This window comes from Chromobacterium vaccinii (assembly GCF_001855275.1).
Classification (GTDB): Bacteria; Pseudomonadota; Gammaproteobacteria; order Burkholderiales; family Chromobacteriaceae; genus Chromobacterium; species Chromobacterium vaccinii.
Genome location: NZ_CP017707.1, coordinates 4696794 through 4720200, shown reverse-complemented (window position 1 = coordinate 4720200; position 23407 = coordinate 4696794). Strand labels below are relative to the sequence as shown.

The following is a 23407-nucleotide window of genomic DNA, read 5'->3' as shown; positions in this document are numbered from 1 at the left end:
TCCCGGCTTTGCCTCCATTCCTGCGTATCGACATACGCACAATCGCATTGCCTGTATTGATCCTTACCCGTTATATTCAATTCAACTAAGAAATTTTACTTAGTCTGCCTGAGCCATACCCGCCATCCACGCAGGAAACCGTCATGAGTCAAGCGCACGCGAAATGGGGACGCCTCAGCACCCGCATCACTCTGGTGGCCGCCGCCGCCATTTCCCTGGCTTTCGCGGTCATGATCGCGCTGATCGCTCGGCTCAACTACACCTCGGCGCTGGACACCGGCTACCAGCTCTCCTCCGAGCAAGCCGACAGCTACGTCAAAAACGCAGAGAACACGCTGTCGCAAGGCTTCCTGCTGCCGCGCCACCTGGCGGACTCCGTGGCCGGCGTCAAGCGCGGCGGCAAGCCGGACCGCAAGCAGACCGACAACGTCATCCAGGAAATGCTGGACCATGCGCCGCAATCCATCGGCCTGTGGATGCTGTGGGAACCCAACGCCTTCGACGGCGACGACAACGCCTACCGCTTCGACTGGCCGCGCCACGACCCTACCGGCCGCTACCAGCCCTACATCACCCGCAACGCCCAGGGCAAGGCTCAGATGGACGTGATGATGTCAGCCGACCGCATCAAGGAATTCCCCAAGTACAAGGAACATCCGGAAACCTACAAGCCGGACTACGAGAAGACCGGCTGGGGCGATTTCTACTTCGTGCCCAAGCAGCGCGGCCGCGACACCATCACCGAACCCTATCCTTACGAGGTGCAGGGCAAAATGGTGCTGGAAAGCTCACTGGCGGTGGTGATCAAGGATGCCACCGGCAAAATGCTGGGCGTGTCCGCCACCGACGTGGCGCTGGACCAGCTGCAGAAGCGCTTCGGCCAGATCCAGCCCGGCGGGAGCGGCTTCATCCGCATCGTGTCCGAAGGCGGGCTTTATGTGGTCAGCCCCAAGGCTGAGCTGCTGGGCAAGCCGGTGCCCAAGGAGGATGCGCTGTTCCCCCACCTGGCCGACGTCAAGAAAGGCGAGGACTTCGTCTATGAGGACGGCGGCTTCACCCACTTCTTCCACCCGATACGGATAGGCGAGACCGGCCAGTTCTGGTCGCTGGGCATCAGCATGCCCACCGCCGCGCTCACCGCCGACGCCCGCAAGGCCATGCTCAGCGCCATCGCCATCGGCGTGGTGGCGCTGGCCTTGATCCTGCTGCTGCTGGCCGCCGCGATCCGCTCCCAGACCCGTCCGCTGAACCGGCTGGCCGAGACCATGGAACAATTGGCCGGCGGCGGCGGCGACCTGACCATCCGCATAGACATCGCCAACCGCGACGAGATCGGCCGCACCGCCGACGCCTTCAACCGGCTGCTGGACAGCCTGCGCGACATGTTCGTCAAAGTGCGGGACCAGAGCCGCCAGGTGTCCGAGTCCGCGCTGACGCTGAGCCAGTCGGCCAGCCAGGTGCACGACGCCTCGGCGCAACAGTCCGACGCCGCCACGGCCAGCGCCGCCAGCGTCGAGCAGGTGACCGTCGGCGCCCAGCACATCGCCAATACCGCGCAGCAGGCCGGAGACATCGCCCGCGAAACCGGCTCCCTGACCGAGCAGAGCGTGGCCAAGGTCAACCGCGTCACCAGCGAAATCCAGCGCATGACCGACAGCATGCACGCGCTGGCCGAGCGGATGAACGGCCTGGGCGAGCGCTCCAGCGAAGTGACCACCATCGTCGGCGTGATCAAGGACATCGCCGACCAGACCAATCTGCTGGCCTTGAACGCGGCGATCGAGGCCGCCCGCGCCGGCGAACTGGGCCGCGGCTTCGCGGTGGTAGCGGACGAAGTGCGCAATCTGGCCGGCCGCACCGCCGAAGCCACCATCCAGATCACCCGCATCGTCGAGGCGATCAGCAACGAAACCCGGCAAGCGGTCAGCGACGTGAAGCACAGCAGCCAGCAGGTGGATCTCAGCGTCGGCATCGCCGAGGAAGCCAACCAGGCGATGCTCGAAGTGCAGAGCTATAACGGCCAGTTGGTGACCAGCATCGTCGACATCGCCTCCGCCACCCGCGAGCAATCGAGCGCCAGCGTGGAAATCGCGCAGAACGTCGAGCGCATCAGCAGCATGGCGCAGAGCAACAACCAGACCGTGCGCGAGGTCAGCGATGCCGTGAGCCGGCTGCGCGAACTGTCCGGCGAGCTGGAGCAACTGGTCGGCCACTTCAAGCTGTAAGCGCCCTTCCCCCCGCTCCAAGCCCTGCCTCGCCGGGCTTTTTCATTGCCGCCCGTCCGCTCAAATCCCCGCCGCGCGCCAGGCCAGCAGCACGGCGAAACCCAATAGCAGCAAGCCGCAGCCTGCATCCAGCCATCGCCGGCCGCGCGCGCCCAGCCGGGACAACAGCGCCCCTCCGCCATAGGCCAGCGCCAGCCACCACGACGCGGAGCCGCAGAATACCCCGGCGACGATGGCCAGCTGTTGCGCGCCGCTGGCCGGCATGCCGCCGGACAAGCCGGCCGCCACCGCGGCAAAGGACAGAATGGTCATCGGATTGCTCAAGGTCAGCAACAGCGTGCCGGCATAGGCGCGCCGCAAGCCGACACCGCCCTCCTCTCTATCAGCCGGCTCAAGCGCCGGACGCCGCAGCGTGGCCATCCCCATCCAGGCCAGCAGCGCGCAGCCGGCCCAGCCCAACGGCCGCGCCAGCTGGCCGGCGAGATGCAGTGTCATGCTGCTGCCCGCCACGCCCGCGATGGCGAACAACGCGTCGGCGCTGGCCGCGCCCAGCCCGGTGGCCAAACCCAGCCGCGGACCGCCGCGCAGGGTGCGGCTGATGCACAACAAACCTATCGGCCCCACCGGCGCCGCGATCGCCAAACCTATCAAGCCCGCCTGCCAGAACATGTTTTCTCCTCCCTCGGCCATAGCCATAGTCTGCCGCCATGCAAAACCGATGCCCATGCGTTTTCTTCGCCTGGACGCTATGCTGGCCTTGAAAACCAAGGCAAAGAGACAAAGGGAGTTTACGAATGGAAGTAGACGCCAAAGCTTGGGCGATATTGGCCGCCCTGCAGGCCAATGCGCGGCAATCGCTGACCGAACTGGCGCAGACCGTCGGACTGTCGGTGCCTGCGGTGTCGGAACGGGTGCGGCGGCTGGAGGAAGCCGGCGTGATCCACGGCTATCACGCCTGGGTGGCGCCGCTGCGCGCCGGCTACGCGCTGTCGGCGCTGGTGGGCATCACCGTGCCGCAGCCGGACAAGAAAACGCTGCTCGCGCGGCTGGAGGCGATGCCGGAGGTGATGGAATGCCATCACGTCACCGGCATCGACTCCTATATGTTCCGTCTGCTGGCGCGCGACGTCTCGCATCTGGAACAACTGGTGGCGAGCCTGAACGACCTGGGCGAGACCCGCACCGCCATCATCCTGTCCACGCCCATCCAGGGGCGGCCGGTGCGGCCGCCCCGCTGAGCCGGTTCACAAGTCCAACGCCACCTGGTGGTGTAGCAGCCACTCGTTCAGGCCCAGCGCCATCTCCAGCCCGGCGCGCTCAGGCGAGGTGCTGGTCTTGCCGAACGGCCGGTCCAGCAGCTTCCACGCGGCGGCCTTGTCCAGCAGCGGCAGCGCCGGCGACGAGGCGTCGTCCAACACCCGGGTCAGGCCCTGGCGCAGCGCCTGCTCGTAGGCCGGGTCCTGGGTGGCCGGATACGGGCTCTTGACGCGCTGGACGATGGAGTCCGGCAGCACATCCTTGCCGGCCGCGCGCAGCAGGCTCTTTTCGCGGCCGTCGAAGTTCTTCATGCTCCACGGCGCGTTGAACACGTATTCGACCAGCCGGTGGTCGCAGAACGGCACCCTCACCTCCAGCCCTACCGCCATGCTCATCCGGTCCTTGCGGTCCAGCAACGCCTGGACGAAGCGGGTCAGGTGCATGTGGCTGATCTCGCGCATCCGCCGCTCGCGCGGACTGTCGGACGCCAGCCGCGGCGCCTCGGCCAGCGCCTGCGCGTAGCTGTCGCGGCGAAAACCCGGCATGTCCAGTTCGCGCAGCAATCCCGGCGCGATCAGCGACTGCCCGTCGAAGAAGGAGCCGCTGGATCCGGCCAGCCACGGGAAAGTGTCGCCGTCCACCGCGGCGGCGTCGTGGAACCAGCGATAGCCGCCGAACACCTCGTCGGCCGACTCGCCCGACAGGGCCACCGTCGATTGCGCCCGGATCGCCTCGAACAGCTTGTACAGCGACGGCAGCATGTCGCCCCAGTAGGCCGGCGGCAGGTCCTGCGCGCCCAGCACCGCGGCGCGCAGGCGCGGATCGGCCAGCTCGCGGCTTTCCAGCAGGATTTCCTGGTGCTCGGTGCCGGCGTGGGCAGCCAGATCGCGCACGAAAGGCGCGTCCGGCGAGCCGCGCAGGTAGTCGGCCTCGAACTCGACGCCGTGCTTGACGAAATCCACCGAGAACGAGCGCACCGTGCCCTTGCCCTGGCGCTGCATGCTTTTCGCGGCCAGCGCGGTGACCACCGACGAATCCAGCCCGCCGGACAGCAAGGTGCACAAGGGCACGTCGGCGATGATCTGACGCTCCACGATGTCTTCCAGCAACGCGCGCACGGTGTGGATGGTGGTCGACAAGTCGTCGGCGTGCTCGCGCGCCTCCAGCTGCCAGTAGCGGCGCTTGCTCAGGCCGTTCCGGTCTATCGCCACGATCTGGCCGGGCCGCACCTCATGCATGCCGGCGAACACCGCGGCCTCCGGCGTCTTCACCAGATCCAGCATTTCGCGCAGGCCCTCGGCCGTCACCCGCCGCTGCGCGTCCGGGTGGGCCAGGATGGCCTTGGGCTCGGAACCGAACAGCACGCCGTCCGGCATCGGATAGTAGTAAAGCGGCTTGACGCCCATCCGGTCGCGAACCAGCAGCAGCCGCTGCTCGCGCGCGTCCCACAGCGCGAACGCGTACATGCCGTTCAGCCGCTCCAGCATCGCCTCGCCCCATTGCAGATAGGCGCGCAGCACCACTTCAGTATCGCTGCGGGTGCGGAAAGCGTGGCCCAGGCCCTGCAGCTCGCGGCGCAGCTCCTGGAAGTTGTACACCTCGCCGGTGTAGACCAGGCACGCCAGCGTCTTGCCGTCCTCATCGGCGGTCATCGGCTGGCGGCCGCCCTCCAGATCGATGATGGACAGGCGGCGGTGACCCAGCGCCGCATGGCGGTCCAGCCATAGCCCCTCGTCGTCCGGCCCGCGCCGGGCCATTGTCCGCGTCATCGTCTCCGCGACCGCGCGCTGCTCCCGCAGATCGCGCTCGAAACTCACCCATCCGGCAATTCCACACATGGTTCGGCTCTCCTCTTGTCAGGCGGCCGGACAGGTGGTCCGCCCGGTCCGCATTATGCTTTATGCATAATCAGTCAGAGAAAGGCCGCCGCGCGCGTGGAACTGGTAATAAGAATGGGATGTTGACGTATTTCGCTCAGGCCCGGCATGACCCGGGCCTGGGCGTCAGCCCGCCTGACGGCAGGCTTTGTCCGGCGCCTGGTATGAACGTGAGACGTCCAGCGGCGCGGCGTAGGGAGAGGACCAGGTCTGTTCGTGCAGTTCGGCGATGCGCCTGGCCATGGACTCGCTGCGCAGCGCCACTTCCAGATTGCGCGACTTGTCCATATAGCCGCCGCTCCAGTTGCTGGTGCCGACCCAGGCTATCCTGCCGTCTATTTCCATGGTCTTGCTGTGAATGACGCGGGCGAAGGGGATGCACGCGCCATCCCGCGGAATGGTCACCACGCGAACCTCCATGCCTGGCAGCACAGCCAGGCTTTTCAGATAGTCCACGCCCGGCTTTTCCAGATTCCAGTCCGACACCATCAGCTTGACCCTGACGCCACGCGCCAGCGCGCCGCGGATGGCATTGTCGAATACCGGGTAGTAGCTGCGCGGCTTGCCGAAGCTGAGCGGCGCGTAATCCAGCAACTGGATGCGCACCTCGTCCTTCGCCTCGGCCATCAAGCGCGGCAACGCCTGTTCGGAATCGCCGACGCCGTCCGGATTGTAGGCGTTGGGGCTGGCCAGCAGCACCGCCGGCTGGGACAGGTCCGCCGCCTGCTCCACCTCGCGCAAGGGCTTGACCTTGCCGCCGGCAGCCAGCGTCGCCTGCGCCGCCCAGTCCTGTTCGAAAATGGCCTGCATGCGGCCGGCCATCGCCGCGTCGTCAACCTTGAGGCCGGTCTCATGGATGTGCTGCAGCGAGCGCCAGTCGAAATTCTGGCTGCCGACATAAGCGGACTGTCCGTCCGCCACGATGAATTTGGCGTGGATGATGCCGTTGCCGGTCAGCTGGTTGTAGTCGAGCTGGCGGTACTCCAAATTGGGAATGCGCTTGAGCCGCTCTATCGTCGCCGGGTCGCTGGCGAACATGCCTTTCTTTTCCATCAGGAAGCGGATCTTCACGCCGCGCCGCCCAGCGGCGTCCAGCCGCTCGATGACGCCGTCCATCAGGCTGCCGGGCTGTCCCGCCACATAGAACTGCTCCAGCGCGATCTCCCGCTTGGCCGAATCGAACAACTGTCCCCACGCCGTGGCCGGGTCGCGCAAATCCGGCGTGTCCAGGCCGGCATGCCGCGGCGCGGTGTGCACCAGCTCGAAACCGGAAATGGAGAAATCGGCGCGGGCCAGCGAGGACGCCATGATCAGGGCCAGCGGCCACCAGCGTTTGGACATTGCAGCATCCTTTAGAAAAGGGCGCATCATGCCATGGACATGTTAAGCGGGTGTGTAGCCGGCACGAAAAAAGGCTGCCCCGCAGGGACAGCCGTCAAGACGGGCCCGCTGTGGTCCGTCAACGAAGCGAAAGCAGCGAAATCACGCGATAGCGGCTGATGCCCAGCAGCGCCGGCACCAGTTGCTGCAAATGGTTGAAGTCGGCGGTCTGATTGAGCCTGGCGTTGAAATCGCTGACGAAGCCGCTGGCCCAGCTTTGCTCATCGGTGCGGGCCAGCTGCCCTATCGATTGCCTGGCTTCGGCGATGGCGCTGCCGATGGCCGCGCGGGTTTGCTGCAGCTGGGCGATGGAGCGCACCACGCCTTGCAGGGTCTGGCGCACCTGGGCATGGTCGTCCAGCTGCCACTGCCCCGCGTCCAGCGCAGCCGGCTCGGCCTGGGCCGGCAACGGTTGCGGCATGCCGCCGGGAAAGCGCATGCCGCCGCCGCGCACGGTCAGGCTGTCGCGCAGGCGCGCCCAATCCTGCTCGCTGCAGCTGAAGCCCAGCCGGCCATGATCGTCCAGCTCGCAGCGCGCGCCCAGCGGACCGAGCGCCTGGTTCAGCCGACGCAGCGCGGCGTCGCGGCTGATGCCGTCGCCCACCCGCACCGCGGCCGGCGCGGTCTGCCCATCCAGCGCGAACACCAGGGTCTCCGGCTGGCCGCCGGTCAGGCTGTCCAGGTCCAGGCCGCGCACGCTGAAGCTTTGCCGAGCGGGCGCGCCCAGCGATAGCCGCAACTGGCTGTCCAGACTCCCCGCGCTGTCGGCCTGGCGACGTTGCCAATTAGCCTCCAGCTCGCCGCGCTGGAACTTGAGGCTGCCGCTGTCCAACTGGCGCTGCGACAGCTGCCGGCTGAGATTGCCCTTGAAGCTTTCCATCTGCCGCAGCATGCCGTCGACGTAGCCCAGCGCGCACTGCGCGGCGCTCAGCTGCTCGTTGAGCTGGGTGCTGTAGCGCCAGCCGCTGGCGGCCCCGGCCGACGGACGCGGACTCTCCAGCGCCGGGCGCGCGGCCGCAAGCGCGCGCGGGCTGGCCGCCGCGACGGCCGCGCCGTCCTTGCTCCAGCGCTTGTCGCCGCTGGTCTGCTTGATGCCGCTGAACGTGGTGGACATGGCTTAGATCACGTCGAACAGCGTCAGCTGGCTGACCTTGCCGTAGGCTTTCTGGCTGGTCTGCAGCGCCATCGACAGATTGTTCATGTCGATATAGGCGGTGGCGTAGTCCAGGCTGCCCAGCTCGATGATGCTTCCCTGGTTGGCCAGGCTCAGACTGTCATGGTTGCCGTCCAAGGTCTTGAGCACGTTCTGCGCGCCGCCCAGCTCGGAAATGGTGCCGCCGACTCGATCCAGCGCGGCGTCCACGCCGTTCATCACCTCGCGCATGGTGGCGCCCACCGCCGGGTCCTTGCTGTCCAGGGTAGGGCTTTGCAGCGTGGCGATCGCCTTGTCCAGCTGGTTGAGCAAGGGGGCCATGGCCTCCAGCGTGACATTGGATGTCTGGGTCACGCCCTCGCCCACGGTCACCTGCTGCCGGTCGCTGTTGCCGTTGTAGCGGTAGCGGCTGCCGGCCGGCTGAGCGTCGTCCACGGCAATGGTGGCGCTGTTGACCGCGCTGCCTGAGAACATGTAGCGGCCTTCGCTGTCCTTGGTGTTGGCCGCGTACAGGATGCTGTCGCGCAGACTGGCCAATGGCGAGGCCATCGCCTTCAGGTCGTCGGTCGCCGGCTGGTTGGCCGCGGCCACCAGCAGGTCGCGCGCGTCGCGCAAACTGAAACTGATGCCGCTCAGCAGCGTTTCGTTCTTGGTCAGCTGCGACTTGAGCGCGCCGATATTGTCGCGGTACTGCTTCAGCGACGCCTCTTCGCGCTGCAGACGCAGCAGGCGCACGCTGGCGATGGGATTCTCCGACGGCACGAGCATGCTCTGGCCGCTGGACATCTTCTGCAAAAGCTCTGACATGCCGGAACTGCTGTTCTGCATGGCCAGCAGCACGACGGATTGGTACTGGTTGCTGGAAATACGCATGCTAAGTCCTTACAGGATGGCCAGGGTGCTTTCGAACAGCTGGTTGGCCACCGAGATCACTTTCATATTGGCCTGGTACATCTTCTGGAATTCGATCAGGCTGACCGCCTCTTCGTCCCGCTGGACGCCCGAGGTCGCCTGCCAGCTCTTTTCCGCCTCGGCGCGGATCACATTGGCGGTGTCCAGCCCGGCCTTGTTCGCCTGGCTGGAAATGGCGAGGTGGCCGATCATCTGCGAATAGGCGTCGCCCAGCGTCACATTGCCGACGCCGGCCAGCGGGAAAGCTTGCTGCTTGACCTTCAACACCTCGAGCAGATTGTCGTTGTTGCCGGGCTTGGCCGGATCGGCGGAAAAACCGAGCTCGGAGGCAAGGATGCCGGTGCTCTGCAACAGGCCGTGGGCGGCGCCGGCGTCATAGCGGAACAACGGCTTGCCCGGCTGGCCATTCATGTCGTAGCCCTTGGCCAGCTGGTCGTTGACGCGGGCGGCCAGTTCGCCGGCCAGCGTGCGCACCTGGGCCTGGACCGGCCGCAGATTTTCCGCTTCGAAGCGGTTGAGCCCGCCCAGCTGGCCGCCGAGATCAGAACCCGCCATCGCGTACTTTTCGGTGCCGAAAGCCAGCTTCAGTTGCTGGCTGCCATCCGGCTGGGCCTCGCTGGACAGTGTGGCGGCGCTGTCGGAGGCCACCAGCGGCAGGCCATTCTTCAGCGAAATGGTCTTGCTGCCGTCCGGCTGCGCCACCACCCTCACCTCGATCAGCGAGGACAGCGCGTCGATCTGGCGATCGCGCTCGTCCTCCAGGCCGGATGTGTTGATGCCCTGGGCCTTGGCCGACGTCAGCTTCTCGTTCAGCATCGCCAGATTGGCGGTGGCGCTGTTGATCTGCGTCAGCGTGGCGTTGCGCTGTTCGGCGATGGCCCCCAGCTGCGAGGTGAGCACGCCGTCCAGGTTGTTGAAGCGCTGCGCCAGCGCGCCGGCCGAGCGGACCACTTGGTCGCGCATGGTGTTGGAGTCCAGGCTGGCGGCGTTCAGCGCGGCGAAGAACTGGTCGAAGCCTTCGGACAGGCTGCTGCCCTTGCTGCCCATCACCTTTTCCAGCTGGGTGAAATACGGCTGGGAAGCCGACATCGAACCGACATTGGAGCCGGCCTGCCATTGCAGCAAGTTCTTGTAATCGTCGCTGAAGCGGCGAACGTTGCTGACGTTGACGCCGTAGCCGGCGCTCAGCGGATCGCCGGCGCCCGGAGCCTGGGTGGCCAGCACCACGCCCTGGCGCGAATAGCCGGGCGTCTGCTGGTTGGCGATGTTCTGGCTGGCCGTGTTCAGCGCGACCTGCGCCGCCTGGGCGCCGGACAGCGCGTTATTGATCATGCGCATGGTTGGCTGTCATCACTTGGTGAGTGGGAACATGGGCGGGGCGAAGGCCGCCAGCCCCTGGCCGGCATCCCGGCCCTGCTTCAGACTGGCGACGGCGGCGTCCACATCCTTAACGGGAATATTCCCATCCTCCGGCAGCAGCTGCGCCAGGATGACCTTGGCGATGCCGAAAGTGCGCTGGCTGGCCAGCTGGTCGGCCAAGGCGCCGTCGGCGATATCCAGCATGTCGGCGTTCATCGAGTTGGCGAAGACGCTGTCCTCGCCCGCCACCTCGCGCGTGGTCTTGCGCATCTGCTTGAACATCTCGCGGACGAACTGGGCCTCGAACATCTCGGCCGCCTTTTCCGCCTTCTTGCGGTATTCCGGACTGGCGGCCGCCACCGGCGCGTCGCCGCCGGCTCCGGCGGACGGGTTCTGCAAATCGTTGTTCAGCATCAGATCACCACCAGTTCGCCGTCTATCGCGCCGGCCTGGTCCAGCGCCTGCAGGATGGCCATCACGTCGTCCGGCGTGGCGCCGGTGCGATTGACCGTATCGATGATGGCGCGCAGGCTGGCGCCGGCCGGCCACTTGAACATCCGCCCCTGGCCCTGCTCCACCTGCACCCGGGAGTCGGGCACCACCTGGGTGGTGCCGTTGCTGAACGGGCCGGGCTGGCTGACCTGGGACGACTCGGAAATCACTACGCGCAGGCTGCCGTGCGACACCGCCGCCGGGCGCACGGTGACGCCCTCGCTGATCACCACGGTGCCGGTGCGGGAGTTGAACACCACGCGCGGGATTTCCGCGCCGACGTCCACGTTCAGCTTCTCCAGCCGCGCGACGAAGGCCACGCGCTCGGTCGGATCGCCCGGCGCCCTCACCTCGATGGTGGTGGCGTTGCGGGTGGTGGCGATCTTGCCGTAGCTGCGGTTGATCGTCCTCACCACATTGGTGGCGGTCTCGAAGCTGGGGCGGCGCAGGCTCAGGCGTATGCTGTCGCCCTGCTCGAAATCGCTGGGAATCTCGCGCTCGATCGACGCGCCGTTGGGAATGCGCCCGGCGGTGGGCGTGTTGACGGTGACGCTGGAGCCGCTCTTGCCCTGCGCCGACAGGCCGCCTATCACCACGCTGCCCTGGGCCAGCGCGTAGACTTCGCCGTTGGCCGCCTTCAACTGGGTCAGCAGCAGCGTGCCGCCGCGCAGGCTCTTGGCGTCGCCCAGCGACGACACGGTCACGTCTATGGTCTGGCCGCGGTTGTAACCGGGCGGCAGGCTGGCGCTGACCATCACCGCGGCCACGTTCTTGACGCGGGTGTCGGTCTTCTCCGGCATCTTCAGGCCGAACTGCTTGAGCATGTTGGCGACCGACTGGCCGGAGAACTTCACCTGCGAGTTGTCGCCGGTGCCGTCCAGGCCCACGACGATGCCGTAGCCTATCAGCTGGTTGTCGCGTATGCCTTCCACATTGACCAGCTGCCGCAGCGGACGGGCCGCGGCCGGCAACGACAACGCCGCCAGCAAGGCGGCGGCGATCAGGCTTCGAATCTGTCTCGATATCATGAAAAACCTTAGAACGGCATCAGCGGGCTGGCGAAGAAGCGCATCAGCCAGCCAGGACTGTTGGCGTCGGCCAGCGCTCCGCTGCCGGAATAGCCGATGCGGGCGTTGGCGATCCGCAGCGAGGAAACGCGGTTGTCGGTGTCGATGTCTTCCACCCGCACATAGCCGGCCAGGCGCAGCATTTCCTCGCCCTGGTTCAGCGCCAGCTGCTTCTCGCCCTTGACCTGCAACAGGCCGTTGGGCAGCACCTTGTGCACCACCACGGTCAGCGAGCCGGCCAGCGCGTTTTGCTGGGTGGAGCTGGACGAGCCGTTGAAGTCGCGGTTGGCGTCGATGCCGACCTGGGCGTTGAAGGTGGTGTTGCCGATCAGCGAGGGGCCGATCTTGGCGCCGGACTTCTTGCCGAAGCTGGTGCCGGCCTGCTTGCTGGCCTGGGTGGTTTCTTCCAGCACCACGGTCAGCACGTCGCCGGGGCGGAAGGCGCGGTTGTCCGAGGTCAGCGACAGCGAGCCGCCGGACGTGAACACGCCGCCGCCGATCGGCTGCGAAGTCTGCTGCCGCATCAGCTCCGGCAACGGGTCCGGCTCCGGCGGCGGCGGCTGAAACTGGGCGCAGGCCGCCAGCAGCAAGGCCGCCAGCGGCGCGAGGCGGGCAAGCGTCATCGTACCGACTGGCCCAGCTGCTGCAGCATATTGTCGGCGGCGGACAGCACCTTGGTGTTCATCTCGTAGGTCCGCTGCGCGGCGATCATGTCCACCATCTCTTCCACCACCTGCACATTGGAGCCTTCCAGGCTGCCTTGCTTGAGCTTGCCCAGCGCGCCGCTGCCCGGATCTCCGGCATTGGCGTCGCCGCTGGCGTCGGTTTTCTGGAACAGGTTGTCGCCCAGCGCCAGCAGGCCGGCCGGATTGATGAAGCCGGCCAGCTGGATGCGGTCCACCGCTTCCGGCGTGGTGCTGGTGCCGCGGGTCACCGACACTTCGCCGGTTTCGCTGATGGAAACCTTGGAGGCGTCGGTCGGGATGCGGATTTCCGGCTCCAGCGGCAGGCCCTGGGCGGTCACCAGCACGCCGTCCTTGTTCAGGCCCAATTGGCCGGCCCGGGTGTAGCCGGTCTCGCCGTTGGCCATCTTCACCTGCAGGAAGCCCTGGCCGATGATGGCCACGTCCAGGCTCTGGTTGGTGGTGGTGATGTTGCCCTCGGTGAACACCTTCTGGCTGCCCACCAGCCGGGTGCCGTTGCCCATCTGCACGCCGGACGGCGAGGTATTGTTGTCGTCCACCTTGCTGCCGGGCTGCTTCTCGACCTGATAGAACAGGTCTTCGAACATCATGCGGTCGCGCTTGAAGCCGGTGGTGTTGACGTTGGCCAGGTTGTTGGCGATGGCGGTCAGGCGCGCGTCTTGCGCCTGGATGCCGGTTTTGCTGATCCAAAGTGCCGGATTCATCGTATCTCCCAATCAGTCGGGCGTTCAGCCGCGCACCAGGCGGTTGCCCGCTTCGTTCATGTCGCTGGCGGCGTTGAACAGCTTCATCTGCATTTCGAAATTGCGGTTGAGCGTCATGGTGGACACCATTTCCTCCACCGCGGACACGTTGCTGCGCTCCAGGTGGCCGCTTTGCACGCGCACGCTGTCGTCCACCGGCAGCGGGCCGCCCTGGCGCGCGGCGATCAAGCCGTCAGGGCGCTTGCCCACTTCGCGCGCCTCCGGCTTGACCAGCTTGAGCTTGTCCACCGGCTGCATCGCGTTGTCATCCGGGTTCAGCACGGAAATCGTGCCGTCGGCGGCCACGCTTGCCTTGAGAAAACCTTCGGGCAGGCGGATCTGGCCGCCGTCGCCCAGCACCGGGTGGCCGTTGACGCTGAGCCCGCCGTCGGCGCCCACCGTCATGCTGCCGGCGCGGGTGTAGGCCTCGCTGCCGTCCGGCGCGGCGACGGCGAAAAAGCCGTCGCCCTGCAAGGCGATGTCCAGCTCGCGGCCGGTCTCCACCACGGTGCCGTTGCGGTCGGACAGCGCGGTCGGCGCATTCAGGCTCAGCAGTCGGGCGTCGTAGCCGTAGCCGGGCACTTCCTGGCTGACGGCGGTGTCGATGTCGGCGCGAAAGCCGCCGGTTTCGGCGTTGGCCAGGTTATTGGCGTGGATCTGCTGCGCGCGCAGCATCCGGCCCGCCCCGCTCATCGCGGTGTAGATCAGCTTGTCCATCGCCTTACACCGCCTGCATCAGCGCCTGCATCACCTGGTTCTCGGTGGAGATCACCTTGGTGTTGGCCTGATAATTGCGCTGCGCGGTCATCAGCGACACCAGCTCGGAGGTGACGTCGACATTGGATTGCTCCAGCGAGCTGGTGACCAGCTTGCCGGCCATATTGCTGCCGGCCGGCGACAGCAGCGCCGGACCGGAAGCGGTCGACTCCTGCCAGCTGGTCTGGGAGGCCGCGGTCAGCGCGCCCTGATTGGCGAAGTTGGCGATGGCCAGACGCGCGACCACCTGCTTCTGGTCATTGCTGTAGCTGACGATGACTTCGCCCTTCTCGCCCAGGCTGACGCCGGTGCGCGCGCCCGGCGGATAGCCGTTGGCGGCGCTGCGGGTGGTGCTGCCTTCGCCGGCATACTGGGTGGTGCCGCTGTAGTCCAGCGCCACTTTCAGCGCGCTGGCGCCGGCCGGGGAGCCCAGGTCCAGGTCCACCGGAGCGGTAGGCTGCGTCATCTTGCCATTGGTGTCGAACTTGAGATCGGTGGTGGCGGCCAGCATCTTGTCGCCCAGCTGGTAGTGGACGGTGATGGTGCTGTCGGCGCTCTTGCAGAAGTACTGGGTCAGGTTGTGCTTGTTGCCCAGCGAGTCGTACACCGCGGATATCGTGGAATGGTTGAAGCTCTGCGACACGCCCTTGTCGAACGGCACTGTCTGCACCGCCCAGCCGGCCGACATGTTGCCGGTGTACTTCAGCTGGTCGCTGGGCTTGGCCGGAATGTTGCCGGTGGGAATCTGGATGTCGCCCAGCGCGCCCAGCACGCCGTCCTCGGACTGGCCGTAGCCCTGCACGCGGCCGCCGTAGTTGTCGATCAGATAGCCTTCTTTGTCAGTGTCGAAAATGCCCACCCGGCTGTAAGTCACCGCGCCGGCGGTGCTGCGCGACACATAGAAGCCGCGGCCGTCGATGGCGGCGTCCAGCGCGCGGCCGGTGTTGACCAGGCCGCCGTTGCGGCCGATGTTCTGACTATTGGGATTGGCGTTGACGCCCATCGCCTGGCTGCCCGCGTAGGCTGAGGCGAAAGTCACCCGGCCGGACTTGAAGCCGTAGGTGCCGGAGTTGGCGATGTTGTCGCTGACGCTGCCCAGCTGGTTGTTGACGGCGTTGATGCCGGAAAGGGCGATCTCGAAGCTCATGGTTATCTCCGGGGTGACTTTAAGCGGAAAGCAAGGCGGATACGGAAGAAGCGGGGAAGTCGCCGATGCCGGCCAGGCTCAGCACCGGCTCGCCGCCGTTGACCGGCAGGCGCACGCCGCCGACCTCGGCCTTGAGCTCGAACAGCCCCTTGCTGCCGGACGCGGTGGACAGCTCCAGCTGGTAGTTGCCGGCGGCGAGATGGTAATCGGCCAGCTTGATCTTGAAATCGGACGCGCCCGCCGCGCGCTTGCCCAGCTCGATGCGGGTGCGCTGGCCGGCGGCGTCGGTCAGGATCAGCGTCGCGCCGTCCTCCTGGCCTGCCAGCGTCAGGCGGCCGTTCAGCTCGCCCTGGCCGTCGCTGCGGATGCGGTCGGTCTGCACCAGCACCGGCTTGCCCACCTGCGCGCCCAGCGCCACGCCCTGCAGCTCGCGCAGCATCGCGCCCTGGCTCTGCAGCTGCTTGAGCATGTCCTGGGTGCTCTGCATCTGGCTCATCTGCGCCAGCTGGCTGACGAACTGCGACGGATCGGCCGGATCCAGCGGACTCTGGTTGCGGATCTGCGCCAGCAGCAGCGTCATGAACATGTCGTTGGTCGGCTGCGCGCCGTTCTTGGCCACGTTCTGCGCGCCATCCTTCTGGCCGCCGTTGGCGGCGAGCTGCCTCGATTGCGCCTGTTCCACGCTCATGCGGTATCTCCCAGTTTCAGCAGGTCCTGCTGCATGGTTTTCACTTTGGCCAGCACCTCGACATTGGTCTGGAAGGCGCGGGTGGCGGACAACATGTCAGTCATCTCCTCCACCGCGTTGACGTTGCTGTAGAAAACATTGCCGTCGGTGTCGGCCAGCGGATTGCCCGGCTCGTGCGCCTTGCGCACCGGCTCCTGGTTCTGCACCACGTCCAGCACCTGCACGCCCATGCCCTCGCCCTGCATCTGGCTGCTGAACACCGGCTTGCGGCCGCGGTAGGCGGCCTGCTCGGTGCCGGCGGAGGTGTCGGCGTTGGCGATGTTGCTGGCCACGGTGTTGAGACGCACCGTCTGCGCGGTCATGGCGGAACCGGCGATGCGCGAGATGTCGCGGAATGACATGGTTTATTGCCCCGCTATCACTTTGGCCAAACCGTGCAGCTTCATGTTGATGAAGGTGAGGCTGGTCTGGAATTCGGAAACGTTCTGCGAGAACTCGGCCTGCTCGACGCTGAGCTCGACGGTGTTGCCGTCGCGGGACGGGTGATTGGGAAGGCGGTACAGCAGATCGCCGCCGCCGTCGTCGAACGCCAATGGCGAATCGGCGGCCGCCGATGCCAGCGCCGCCTTGAAATCGATGTCACGCGCCTGATAACCCGGGGTGTTCTCGTTGGCGATGTTCGACGCCAGCACCCGGGTCCGATCCGCCCGCAGCCGCAAGGCCTCGGGATGGATGCTCAGGGCCTTGTCCAGATGCATGCCCATTGCCTTGACCCTATCAGTTCACTACCATGTTCAAGCTATTTACTATGAATAGCTATTCAATTGGAAAGCGATACTAATAAGCGCGCCCGTCACCGTATACGCAACAATTACCACGCATTTTGTAATGGAAAAATTCGCAAAAACCCGCTACAGCCTCGGCTGCCTGCTGCTCGCCATCGCCCAAACCGCCCTGGCGGCCTCGCCGGCCGAACAGGAAGTGGAGCGCCAGGCGCAAAAACTGGTCCGCCAGCGGCTGGCCGACGCCGGACTCGATCAAGCCGACATCCGGCTGCAGTTGCTGCCCCCGCGCGACCTGCCCGCCGCCTGCGCGGCGCCGTGGCAGGCCGACGCGGCCGATAGCCGCGCCTTCAGCCGCATGCGCTTCGAACTGCGCTGCCCCGCCAGCGGCTGGCGCGGCGCCGTCATCGTCCGCGCCGCCGCCAGCGCCCGGGTGGCGGTGGCCGCGCGCGGCTTGCGCGCCGGCGAGCCGCTGCGGGAAGAAGACATCGCCTGGGCGAATCGGCCGGTCAGCGACCCGGCCGATCTGTTCGGCGCCGCCGCGCCGCCGCAGGGCCTGGCTTCGCGCGCCGCCATCGCCGACGGCCAGCCCTTGCGCCGCCGCCAGCTGCAGGCGCCGCTGCTGGTCAAGCGCGGCGCCGAAGCCCGCATCGTCGCCCGCCAGGACGGCGTCGAGGTCAATGCCGCCGGCGAGGCGCTGGACAATGGCCATCAGGGCGAAACGATACGCGTGCGCAATCTTTCCAGCGGCAAGGTGATCCGCGGCCGCGTCGGCCCCGGCGGCGAGATCGAGCCGCTGGACTGAGCGCCGCGGATGGCGGTGGTGTATATCTCGATCAGGCATCCCGCCTCAAGGAGAACGCCATGAAGAAAGCGCTGACCGCCATCCTCGCCCTGCTGCCGTCGCTGGCGCTGGCCGCCCCCGCCGCCTCCGCGCCGCACGGCCGCGATCCGGCCCGCTTCGGCGAGATGAAAGCCAAGCAGCTGCAGATGTTGTCTCAGCACATCCAGGTGCTGCAATCCGCCCAGCGCTGCGTGCAGGCGGCGCAAACGCCGCAGGCGCTCCAAAGCTGCCGCGAAGCGCTGCGCCAACAAGTCGAGGCGATGCGGCCAGGCCATTAAGCTATCCGCCCCCGATTTTCGCATCCCCGCCCTGGCTGGCGGCAAACCGCCGCTCATCCCACTCCGCCGCGTCGGCCAGGCCTCAAGCCACCCGCAAGCTTCAAACCGCCAGTCGTTCGGGGGCCGCGGGGTCCGCGCGCAATATCCCGCCAAGGGAATTAACTAAGCGGAAACTTTCATTTCACATATCCGTTTCGCATCGATACATTCTGCATATCAGATAATTATGTATTTTGTATCCACCATGCAAAGCATCAAGCACTCCCCTTCCGCGCAGCCCATCCGCTGTCGCAGCCTGTCCGGCTAATCCCTTCCGGACAGGCGCACCGCTTCCTCCCATAACAAAGAAAGTTTCGTGATGATCAAACACACCCTGCTGCTGGCCGGGCTGGGCGCCGCTTTGCCTTTTTCCGCCCACGCCGCCGATGCCGGCGACAATTCGCTGGAACGCGTCACCGTCACCGGCTCCAACCTGCGCGCCAGCTCCAAGGCCAAGACCAATCCTGTGCAAGTCGTCAGCGCCGCCGACATCGAGCGCAGCGGCAAGACCAGCCTGCCCGACGTATTGCGCTCGCTGGCCGTCAACAGCGGCAACAGCTTCAACGAGCAGTACACCGGCAGCTTCTCGGCCGGCACCGCCGGCGTTTCGCTGCGCGGCCTGGGGCAGCGCAACACTCTGGTGCTGGTCAACGGCAAGCGCGTGTCCAACTACGCCACCGCCCAGGACCTGCAGGAAACCTTCGTCGACCTGAACTCGCTGCCGCTGAAAGCGGTGAAGCGCATCGAGATCCTGAAAGACGGCGCGTCGGCCATCTACGGCTCGGACGCCATCGCCGGCGTGGTCAACATCATCCTGTACCCGTCCTACCAGGGGCTGGAGCTGGGCGCCGACATCGGCCGCGACACCAGCACCGGCCAGGATGAACGCCGTTTCAATCTGCTGGCCGGCAAGGGCGACCCGGACAAGGACGGCTACAACGTCTGGTTCTCCTTCGACGCCCAGAAGCGGGACCGGCTGGACCAAAACGGGGTGGACTGGCTGAAGGACAACGATTTCCGCGGCCTGCCTGGCGGCAAGCTGGTACGCACGCCGACCAACTACTACAACGGCAACCCGACCCAGCGCTTCCCCATGGCGACCGGACCGTTGCAGGACCTGGACTACAGCGCGGTAAACCCCGGCAAGAGCGGCCGCATCTGGGCCTACAACCCGGCACAGTACACCACGCTGATACCGGGCATAGAGCGCTATCACGCCGCGCTGCACGGCAGCTACCGCTTGAACGCCGCCACCGAGGCTTACGCCGAATTCCTCTACGGCGCCAATCACAGCACCCAGATCTTCGGGCCGCCGCTGTCCGTCTCCGGCAGCCTGCGCGCCTGGGACGCGGCCTCGCAATCGCTGACGTCGATCAGCAACGTGCTGCCGGCCGGCAACCCCTCCAATCCCAACGCCTCGCCGACGCCGATCACCGCCAACCTGTTCGATCTGGGTCAACGAAACAAGACCGACAGCGTGTCGTTCCGCCGCCTGCTGCTGGGCGTCAAGGGCAGCGGCGACGCCTGGGACTGGGATGTGTCCGGCCTGTACTCCGACAGCCGGCTGCGCGAATACGCGTATAACTTCGTCAACCGCTACGCCTACGAGCGGCTGCTCGCCAACGGCGGCTACAACTTCATCGACCCCTCGCGCAACAGCGAGGCGGCGCGCGACAGCCTGCGCATCAGCACCATGCGTCCCGCCTGGTACCGCGTCGCCAGCCTGGACGCCACCGCCAGCACCGAGCTGGCGCAGCTGCCGGCCGGCCCGGTGGGCTTCGCCGCCGGCTACCAGCTGCGGCGCGAGATGATGAACGCCGGCACCTCGGCGGAAGTGGCCAGCGGCGCCGAGCTGCGCCCGGCGCTGGACCTGATCCGCGGCGGCCGCACCATCCAGGCGGCCTACGGCGAATTCAACGTGCCGCTGCACAAGACCCTCAGCCTCAGCGCCGCCGCCCGCGCCGACCACTACAGCGATTTCGGCAACGCCTTCTCGCCCAAGCTGGGCCTGCGCTACCAGCCGCTGGAAAGCCTGACTCTGCGCGGCTCGGTGTCGCGCGGCTTCCGCGCGCCGTCCCTGCCGGAAATCACCAGCAGCACCGCCGTCAGCTACAGCGCGGCGCAAGACCCGTACGATCCGCTGACGCCCGGCCAGAACGTCGCCTTCACCCACCTGATCACGGCGAATCCGAACATCAAGCCGGAACGATCCACCAACGCCAACCTGGGCCTGGTGCTCGCGCCCAGCGCCGATACCAGCGTCAGTCTGGATTACTACCGCATCCGGCAACGCGACGTGATCGGCCTGGAAGACGTGGGCAACATCATCCGCAACCCCGGCGCCAACCCCGGCGCCATCGTCCGCGACGCCCAAGGCCGGCTGCAAACCATCACCCAGCAATTCACCAATCTGGGCGACCGCGAGACCTCGGGCTTCGACATCGAGCTGCGGCAGGGCTGGAAACTGCCCGGCGGCAAGCTGACCCTGGCCGCGCAATGGAGCCGGCTGCTGTCGTTCCGCCAGCCGCTGCAGCAGGGCGGCGACATGCAGGAAGGCGCGGGCAGCAATCTGCTGGGCGCGCTGCCGCGCTGGAAGGGCCAAACCTCCGCCAACTGGGATGCCGGCAACTGGTCGTCCACCCTCACCTGGTTCCATACCGACGGCTACACCCAGACCGGCAGCGATACCACGCAACAGCAGGTCAATGGCCTGGACACCCTCAACCTGAGCGCCAGCTACGCCGGCATCAAGCGCACCACGCTGACCGCCGCCGTGCAGAACCTGACCAATCGCCGGCCGCCCTGGGACTCCAACGCCAGCCACTATTACGACGCCACCCAGTACGATCCCGGCGGCCGCGCCTTCACCCTGGGCGTGCGCTACAAGCTGGACTGAACCTCCAACCACCGGCATGACGGCGCTCGCCAAGCGGGCGCCGTTTTTATTGCCGCGGTATCAAAGATCAGTAAATCTACCTATTCTGTATTAATCTGCACTAGACAGTACCCATAAGACCGCCCGCCCAAGGACGGCTTGAACACGCTACTCGCCCTAGTTTTGATTGAAGGAATGCAGGAATGGTCTTTTTCACCCGATCTCTTACCCGACAGCTTGAAACCACCCAGCACAGTCTGGCGCAAGTCCACAGCAGGCTGGCCGCCATCGAGCGCTCAATGGCGGTGATCGAGTTTTCCGCCAATGGCGACATTGTTCAGGCCAACGACAACTTTTTGAACGCAATGGGCTACCGCGCCGACGAGATCGTCGGCCGCAACCACCGCATGTTTTGCCCGCCCAGCTTTGCGAACAGCGCGGACTACCGGGAGTTCTGGCAGAAACTAGGCCGCGGGGAATTCCAATCCGGCCACTTTCTCAGATTGCGCAAGGACGGCGGCGAAATATGGCTGGAGGCCAATTACTCGCCCATCGTCGACGAGGCCGGCAAGGTGACCGGAGTGATCAAGGTGGCCACCGACATCACCTCCCAGGTTCAGGCGGAGCAGGACAGCAAGGCGCTGCGCCAGGCGATAGACCACTCCATGGCGCGGATCGAGTTCGATCTAGACGGCAACATCCTGGACGCCAATGACAATTTCCTGAAAGTATTCGGCTACCAGCGCGCCGAAGTGCTCGGCAAGCAGCACCGCATGCTGTGCGAGGCCAGTTACGCGCAAAGCCCTGAGTACGGCCAGCTGTGGCAGCAACTGAGGCAAGGGCGCTTTCTGGAAGGGCAGTTCCGCCGGGTGAACCGCAACGGCGACGTGATCTGGCTGCAGGCCACCTACAACCCGGTGCTGGACCCGAACGGCCGGCCGGTGCGGGTGGTGAAGTTCGCCAGCGACATCAGCGAGCAGATGACGAAGCTGCGGCAGCAGGCGGAAAACGCCCAGTCCGCGGTGCATGCGTCGGAAAACACCGAGCAGCTGTCGATACAGGGCAGCTCAGTGCTGGAGCAAGCCACCACCGAGATCAACCGCGTCGCCGGCAGCGTGGAAACCTCGTCCGGCATCCTGTCCAAGCTGGGCGACAGCTCCGACCAGATCGGCAGCATCGTCAACACCATCAGCGACATCGCCGACCAGACCAATCTGCTGGCGCTGAACGCGGCGATCGAGGCGGCGCGCGCCGGCGAGATGGGCCGCGGCTTCGCGGTGGTGGCCGACGAGGTGCGGAAACTGGCCGAACGCACCAGCCAGTCCACCGGCGAGATATCCGGCATCGTCAAGAGCATCCAGGACGATTCCCGCTCGGCCATCGACGCGATGCGGCAGATGCAGGAGCTGGCCGGCAACAGCCTGCAGTTGGCCGACCAGGCGCGCAGCGCGATCCAGGAGATCCGCACCGGTGCGCGCGACGTGGTGCTGGTGGTGAAAGAAGTGTCGGAACTGCTGCAGCAGAGCTGAAACGCCGAAACGGCGAAAAAGCCGGGCCGCGATCATGCGGCCCGGCTTTTCATTCCATCCGATTGTCCCAGGGGAGGCGCGGCGTCAGTAGCCCAGGCCGAGCGCGGCGCGCACGTCGTTCATCGTCTCGCGCGCCACCTTCTCGGCGCGGGCATTGCCGTCGGCGAGGATTTCGGACACCAGCTTCGGATTGCTCAGGTATTTTTCCGCGCGCTCGAACATCGGCTGCTGCTCGCGCACCACGGCGTCGATCACCGGCTGCTTGCAGTCAAGACAGCCGATGCCGGCGGTGGTACAGCCGGCCTTGACCCACTCTTTGGTCTCGCCGTCGCTGTACACCTCGTGTAGCTGCCACACCGGGCACTTGGACGGCGTGCCCGGATCGGTGCGGCGCACGCGGGCCGGATCGGTCGGCATGCCGCGGATCTTCTTGCTCACCGTCTCCGGCGCTTCGCGCATGGTGATGGTGTTGCCATAGGACTTGGACATTTTCTGCCCGTCCAGGCCCGGCATCTTGGACGCGGCGGTCAGCTTGGCCTCGCACTCCGGCAGGATGGTCTTGCCCTTGTTCTCCAGCCAGCCGTGCAGCCGCTCGCGATCGGCTGCGCCCAGGTTCTGGCTGGCCGCCAGAATATCGCGCGCCTGCATCAGCGCTTCCACTTCGCCGTCCTGCAGATAACGGTTGCGCAGCTGCTCGAACAGCTTGCCGGCCTTGCCGATTTTCTTCGCCGCGGCCTTCGCCAGCTCTTCGAAGTTGGGTTCGCGGCCGAACATGTGATTGAAGCGGCGCGCCACTTCGCGCGTCAGCTCGATGTGCGGCACCTGGTCCTCGCCCACCGGCACCAGCCCGGCCTTGTATACCAGGATGTCGGCCGCCTGCAGCAACGGGTAGCCGAGGAAGCCGTAGGTGGTCAGATCCTTGTGGCTCAGTTTCTCCATCTGGTCCTTGTAGGTCGGCACCCGCTCCAGCCAGCCCAGCGGCGTCACCATCGACAGCGCCAGATGCAGCTCCGCGTGCTGCGGCACCTTGGACTGGACGAAAACGGTGGACTTTTCCGGATCGACGCCGGAGGCCAGCCAGTCGATCACCATCTCGTTGATGGACTTGCCGATGATGGACACATCGTCGAAGTTGGTGGTCAGCGCGTGCCAGTCGGCCACCATGAAGAAGCATTCGTGGCTGTGCTGCAGCTCCACCCAGTTCTTGATCACGCCGTGATAGTGGCCAAGGTGCAAGCTGCCGGTGGGGCGCATGCCGGAGAGAATGCGGTTGGCGGACATATTGTTATGCTCTCGGTTG

General features: G+C 66.2%; 21 protein-coding genes and 2 pseudogenes. 7 read left to right on the top strand and 16 right to left on the bottom strand.

All coding sequences use genetic code 11. From position 1 onward, the window contains the following. The first annotated feature begins 143 nt into the window (after window positions 1–143). On the top strand, window positions 144–2225 hold the full coding sequence (locus BKX93_RS21810; RefSeq protein WP_070981341.1) for a methyl-accepting chemotaxis protein: 2082 nt from the start codon (window positions 144–146) through the stop codon (window positions 2223–2225). 60 nt (window positions 2226–2285) lie between these two features. Here BKX93_RS21810 and BKX93_RS21805 read toward each other — a convergent pair whose 3' ends face one another. Continuing rightward, window positions 2286–2894, bottom strand: a complete 609-nt coding sequence (locus tag BKX93_RS21805) for a LysE/ArgO family amino acid transporter (protein WP_052717605.1) — start codon at window positions 2892–2894, stop codon at window positions 2286–2288. Window positions 2895–3019: 125 nt separating this feature from the next. Here BKX93_RS21805 and BKX93_RS21800 point away from each other — a divergent pair, with 125 nt between their 5' ends. Beyond that, window positions 3020–3463 carry an Lrp/AsnC family transcriptional regulator gene (locus BKX93_RS21800; protein WP_070981336.1) on the top strand — a complete coding sequence of 148 codons (444 nt, stop codon included), beginning with the start codon at window positions 3020–3022 and terminating at the stop codon, window positions 3461–3463. A gap of 6 nt (window positions 3464–3469) precedes the next feature. On the opposite strand, the gene asnB is transcribed toward BKX93_RS21800, so the two are convergent. The 14 genes from asnB to flgB form a co-directional block, all read right to left on the bottom strand. Next, complete coding sequence (asnB, locus tag BKX93_RS21795; RefSeq protein ID WP_070981334.1) at window positions 3470–5320, bottom strand: asparagine synthase (glutamine-hydrolyzing); 1851 nt, start codon at window positions 5318–5320, stop codon at window positions 3470–3472. A 165-nt stretch (window positions 5321–5485) separates the two neighbouring features. Then, window positions 5486–6700, bottom strand: coding sequence for a phospholipase D-like domain-containing protein (locus BKX93_RS21790; protein ID WP_070981332.1), 1215 nt, complete (start codon window positions 6698–6700; stop codon window positions 5486–5488). A 118-nt stretch (window positions 6701–6818) separates the two neighbouring features. After that, window positions 6819–7853: a hypothetical protein gene (locus tag BKX93_RS21785; protein ID WP_070981330.1), complete on the bottom strand. Its 1035-nt coding sequence runs from the start codon at window positions 7851–7853 to the stop codon at window positions 6819–6821. A 3-nt stretch (window positions 7854–7856) separates the two neighbouring features. Then, window positions 7857–8765, bottom strand: coding sequence for a flagellar hook-associated protein FlgL (gene flgL / locus BKX93_RS21780; RefSeq protein WP_046159090.1), 909 nt, complete (start codon window positions 8763–8765; stop codon window positions 7857–7859). Between the two features lie 9 nt (window positions 8766–8774). Next, entirely contained in the window at window positions 8775–10142 is a 1368-nt protein-coding gene (gene flgK, locus BKX93_RS21775) for a flagellar hook-associated protein FlgK (protein ID WP_046168228.1), read from the bottom strand. 12 nt (window positions 10143–10154) lie between these two features. Beyond that, window positions 10155–10577: a rod-binding protein gene (locus BKX93_RS21770; RefSeq protein WP_021477638.1), complete on the bottom strand. Its 423-nt coding sequence runs from the start codon at window positions 10575–10577 to the stop codon at window positions 10155–10157. After that, a complete protein-coding gene (locus BKX93_RS21765) occupies window positions 10577–11683 on the bottom strand; it encodes a flagellar basal body P-ring protein FlgI (protein ID WP_046159087.1) in 1107 nt (368 codons plus the stop codon). Before BKX93_RS21765 ends, BKX93_RS21770 begins: the two co-directional genes overlap by 1 nt. Before the next feature lie 8 nt (window positions 11684–11691). Then, the gene (gene flgH / locus BKX93_RS21760; protein WP_021477636.1) at window positions 11692–12345 is read right to left on the bottom strand and encodes a flagellar basal body L-ring protein FlgH; all 654 of its coding nucleotides are present in this window, start codon (window positions 12343–12345) and stop codon (window positions 11692–11694) included. Beyond that, entirely contained in the window at window positions 12342–13130 is a 789-nt protein-coding gene (gene flgG, locus BKX93_RS21755) for a flagellar basal-body rod protein FlgG (protein WP_046159085.1), read from the bottom strand. The genes flgH and flgG overlap by 4 nt, the downstream gene beginning before the upstream one ends. A 24-nt stretch (window positions 13131–13154) precedes the next feature. Further along, the gene (locus BKX93_RS21750; protein ID WP_070981328.1) at window positions 13155–13886 is read right to left on the bottom strand and encodes a flagellar basal body rod protein FlgF; all 732 of its coding nucleotides are present in this window, start codon (window positions 13884–13886) and stop codon (window positions 13155–13157) included. A gap of 4 nt (window positions 13887–13890) precedes the next feature. Continuing rightward, entirely contained in the window at window positions 13891–15072 is a 1182-nt protein-coding gene (locus BKX93_RS21745) for a flagellar hook protein FlgE (RefSeq protein WP_046159083.1), read from the bottom strand. Between the two features lie 19 nt (window positions 15073–15091). Then, window positions 15092–15760 (bottom strand): flagellar hook capping FlgD N-terminal domain-containing protein, encoded by a 669-nt coding sequence (locus tag BKX93_RS21740; RefSeq protein ID WP_046159082.1) that lies wholly within the window; start codon window positions 15758–15760, stop codon window positions 15092–15094. Next, a complete protein-coding gene (gene flgC / locus BKX93_RS21735) occupies window positions 15757–16161 on the bottom strand; it encodes a flagellar basal body rod protein FlgC (protein WP_021477632.1) in 405 nt (134 codons plus the stop codon). The genes BKX93_RS21740 and flgC overlap by 4 nt, the downstream gene beginning before the upstream one ends. 3 nt (window positions 16162–16164) lie before the next feature. Further along, window positions 16165–16518: a flagellar basal body rod protein FlgB gene (gene flgB, locus BKX93_RS21730; protein ID WP_011135253.1), complete on the bottom strand. Its 354-nt coding sequence runs from the start codon at window positions 16516–16518 to the stop codon at window positions 16165–16167. A gap of 130 nt (window positions 16519–16648) precedes the next feature. Between flgB and flgA the strand changes: the two genes are divergently transcribed. The 5 genes and pseudogenes from flgA to BKX93_RS26020 form a co-directional block, all read left to right on the top strand. Continuing rightward, window positions 16649–17347, top strand: a complete 699-nt coding sequence (gene flgA / locus BKX93_RS21725; RefSeq protein WP_083340630.1) for a flagellar basal body P-ring formation chaperone FlgA — start codon at window positions 16649–16651, stop codon at window positions 17345–17347. Window positions 17348–17406: 59 nt separating this feature from the next. Further along, a complete protein-coding gene (locus BKX93_RS21720) occupies window positions 17407–17664 on the top strand; it encodes a hypothetical protein (RefSeq protein ID WP_046158555.1) in 258 nt (85 codons plus the stop codon). A 358-nt stretch (window positions 17665–18022) separates the two neighbouring features. After that, on the top strand, window positions 18023–20599 hold the full coding sequence (locus BKX93_RS21715) for a TonB-dependent receptor plug domain-containing protein (RefSeq protein WP_070981326.1): 2577 nt from the start codon (window positions 18023–18025) through the stop codon (window positions 20597–20599). 182 nt (window positions 20600–20781) lie between these two features. Further along, window positions 20782–21546 (top strand): annotated as a pseudogene (locus tag BKX93_RS26025) (PAS domain-containing protein); the annotation flags it as partial. A 219-nt stretch (window positions 21547–21765) separates the two neighbouring features. Next, window positions 21766–22107, top strand: a pseudogene (locus BKX93_RS26020) (methyl-accepting chemotaxis protein); the annotation flags it as partial. 84 nt (window positions 22108–22191) lie between these two features. Here the strand turns inward: BKX93_RS26020 and BKX93_RS21705 are convergent. Continuing rightward, entirely contained in the window at window positions 22192–23388 is a 1197-nt protein-coding gene (locus BKX93_RS21705; RefSeq protein ID WP_070981324.1) for a tryptophan--tRNA ligase, read from the bottom strand. Window positions 23389–23407: the final 19 nt, after the last annotated feature.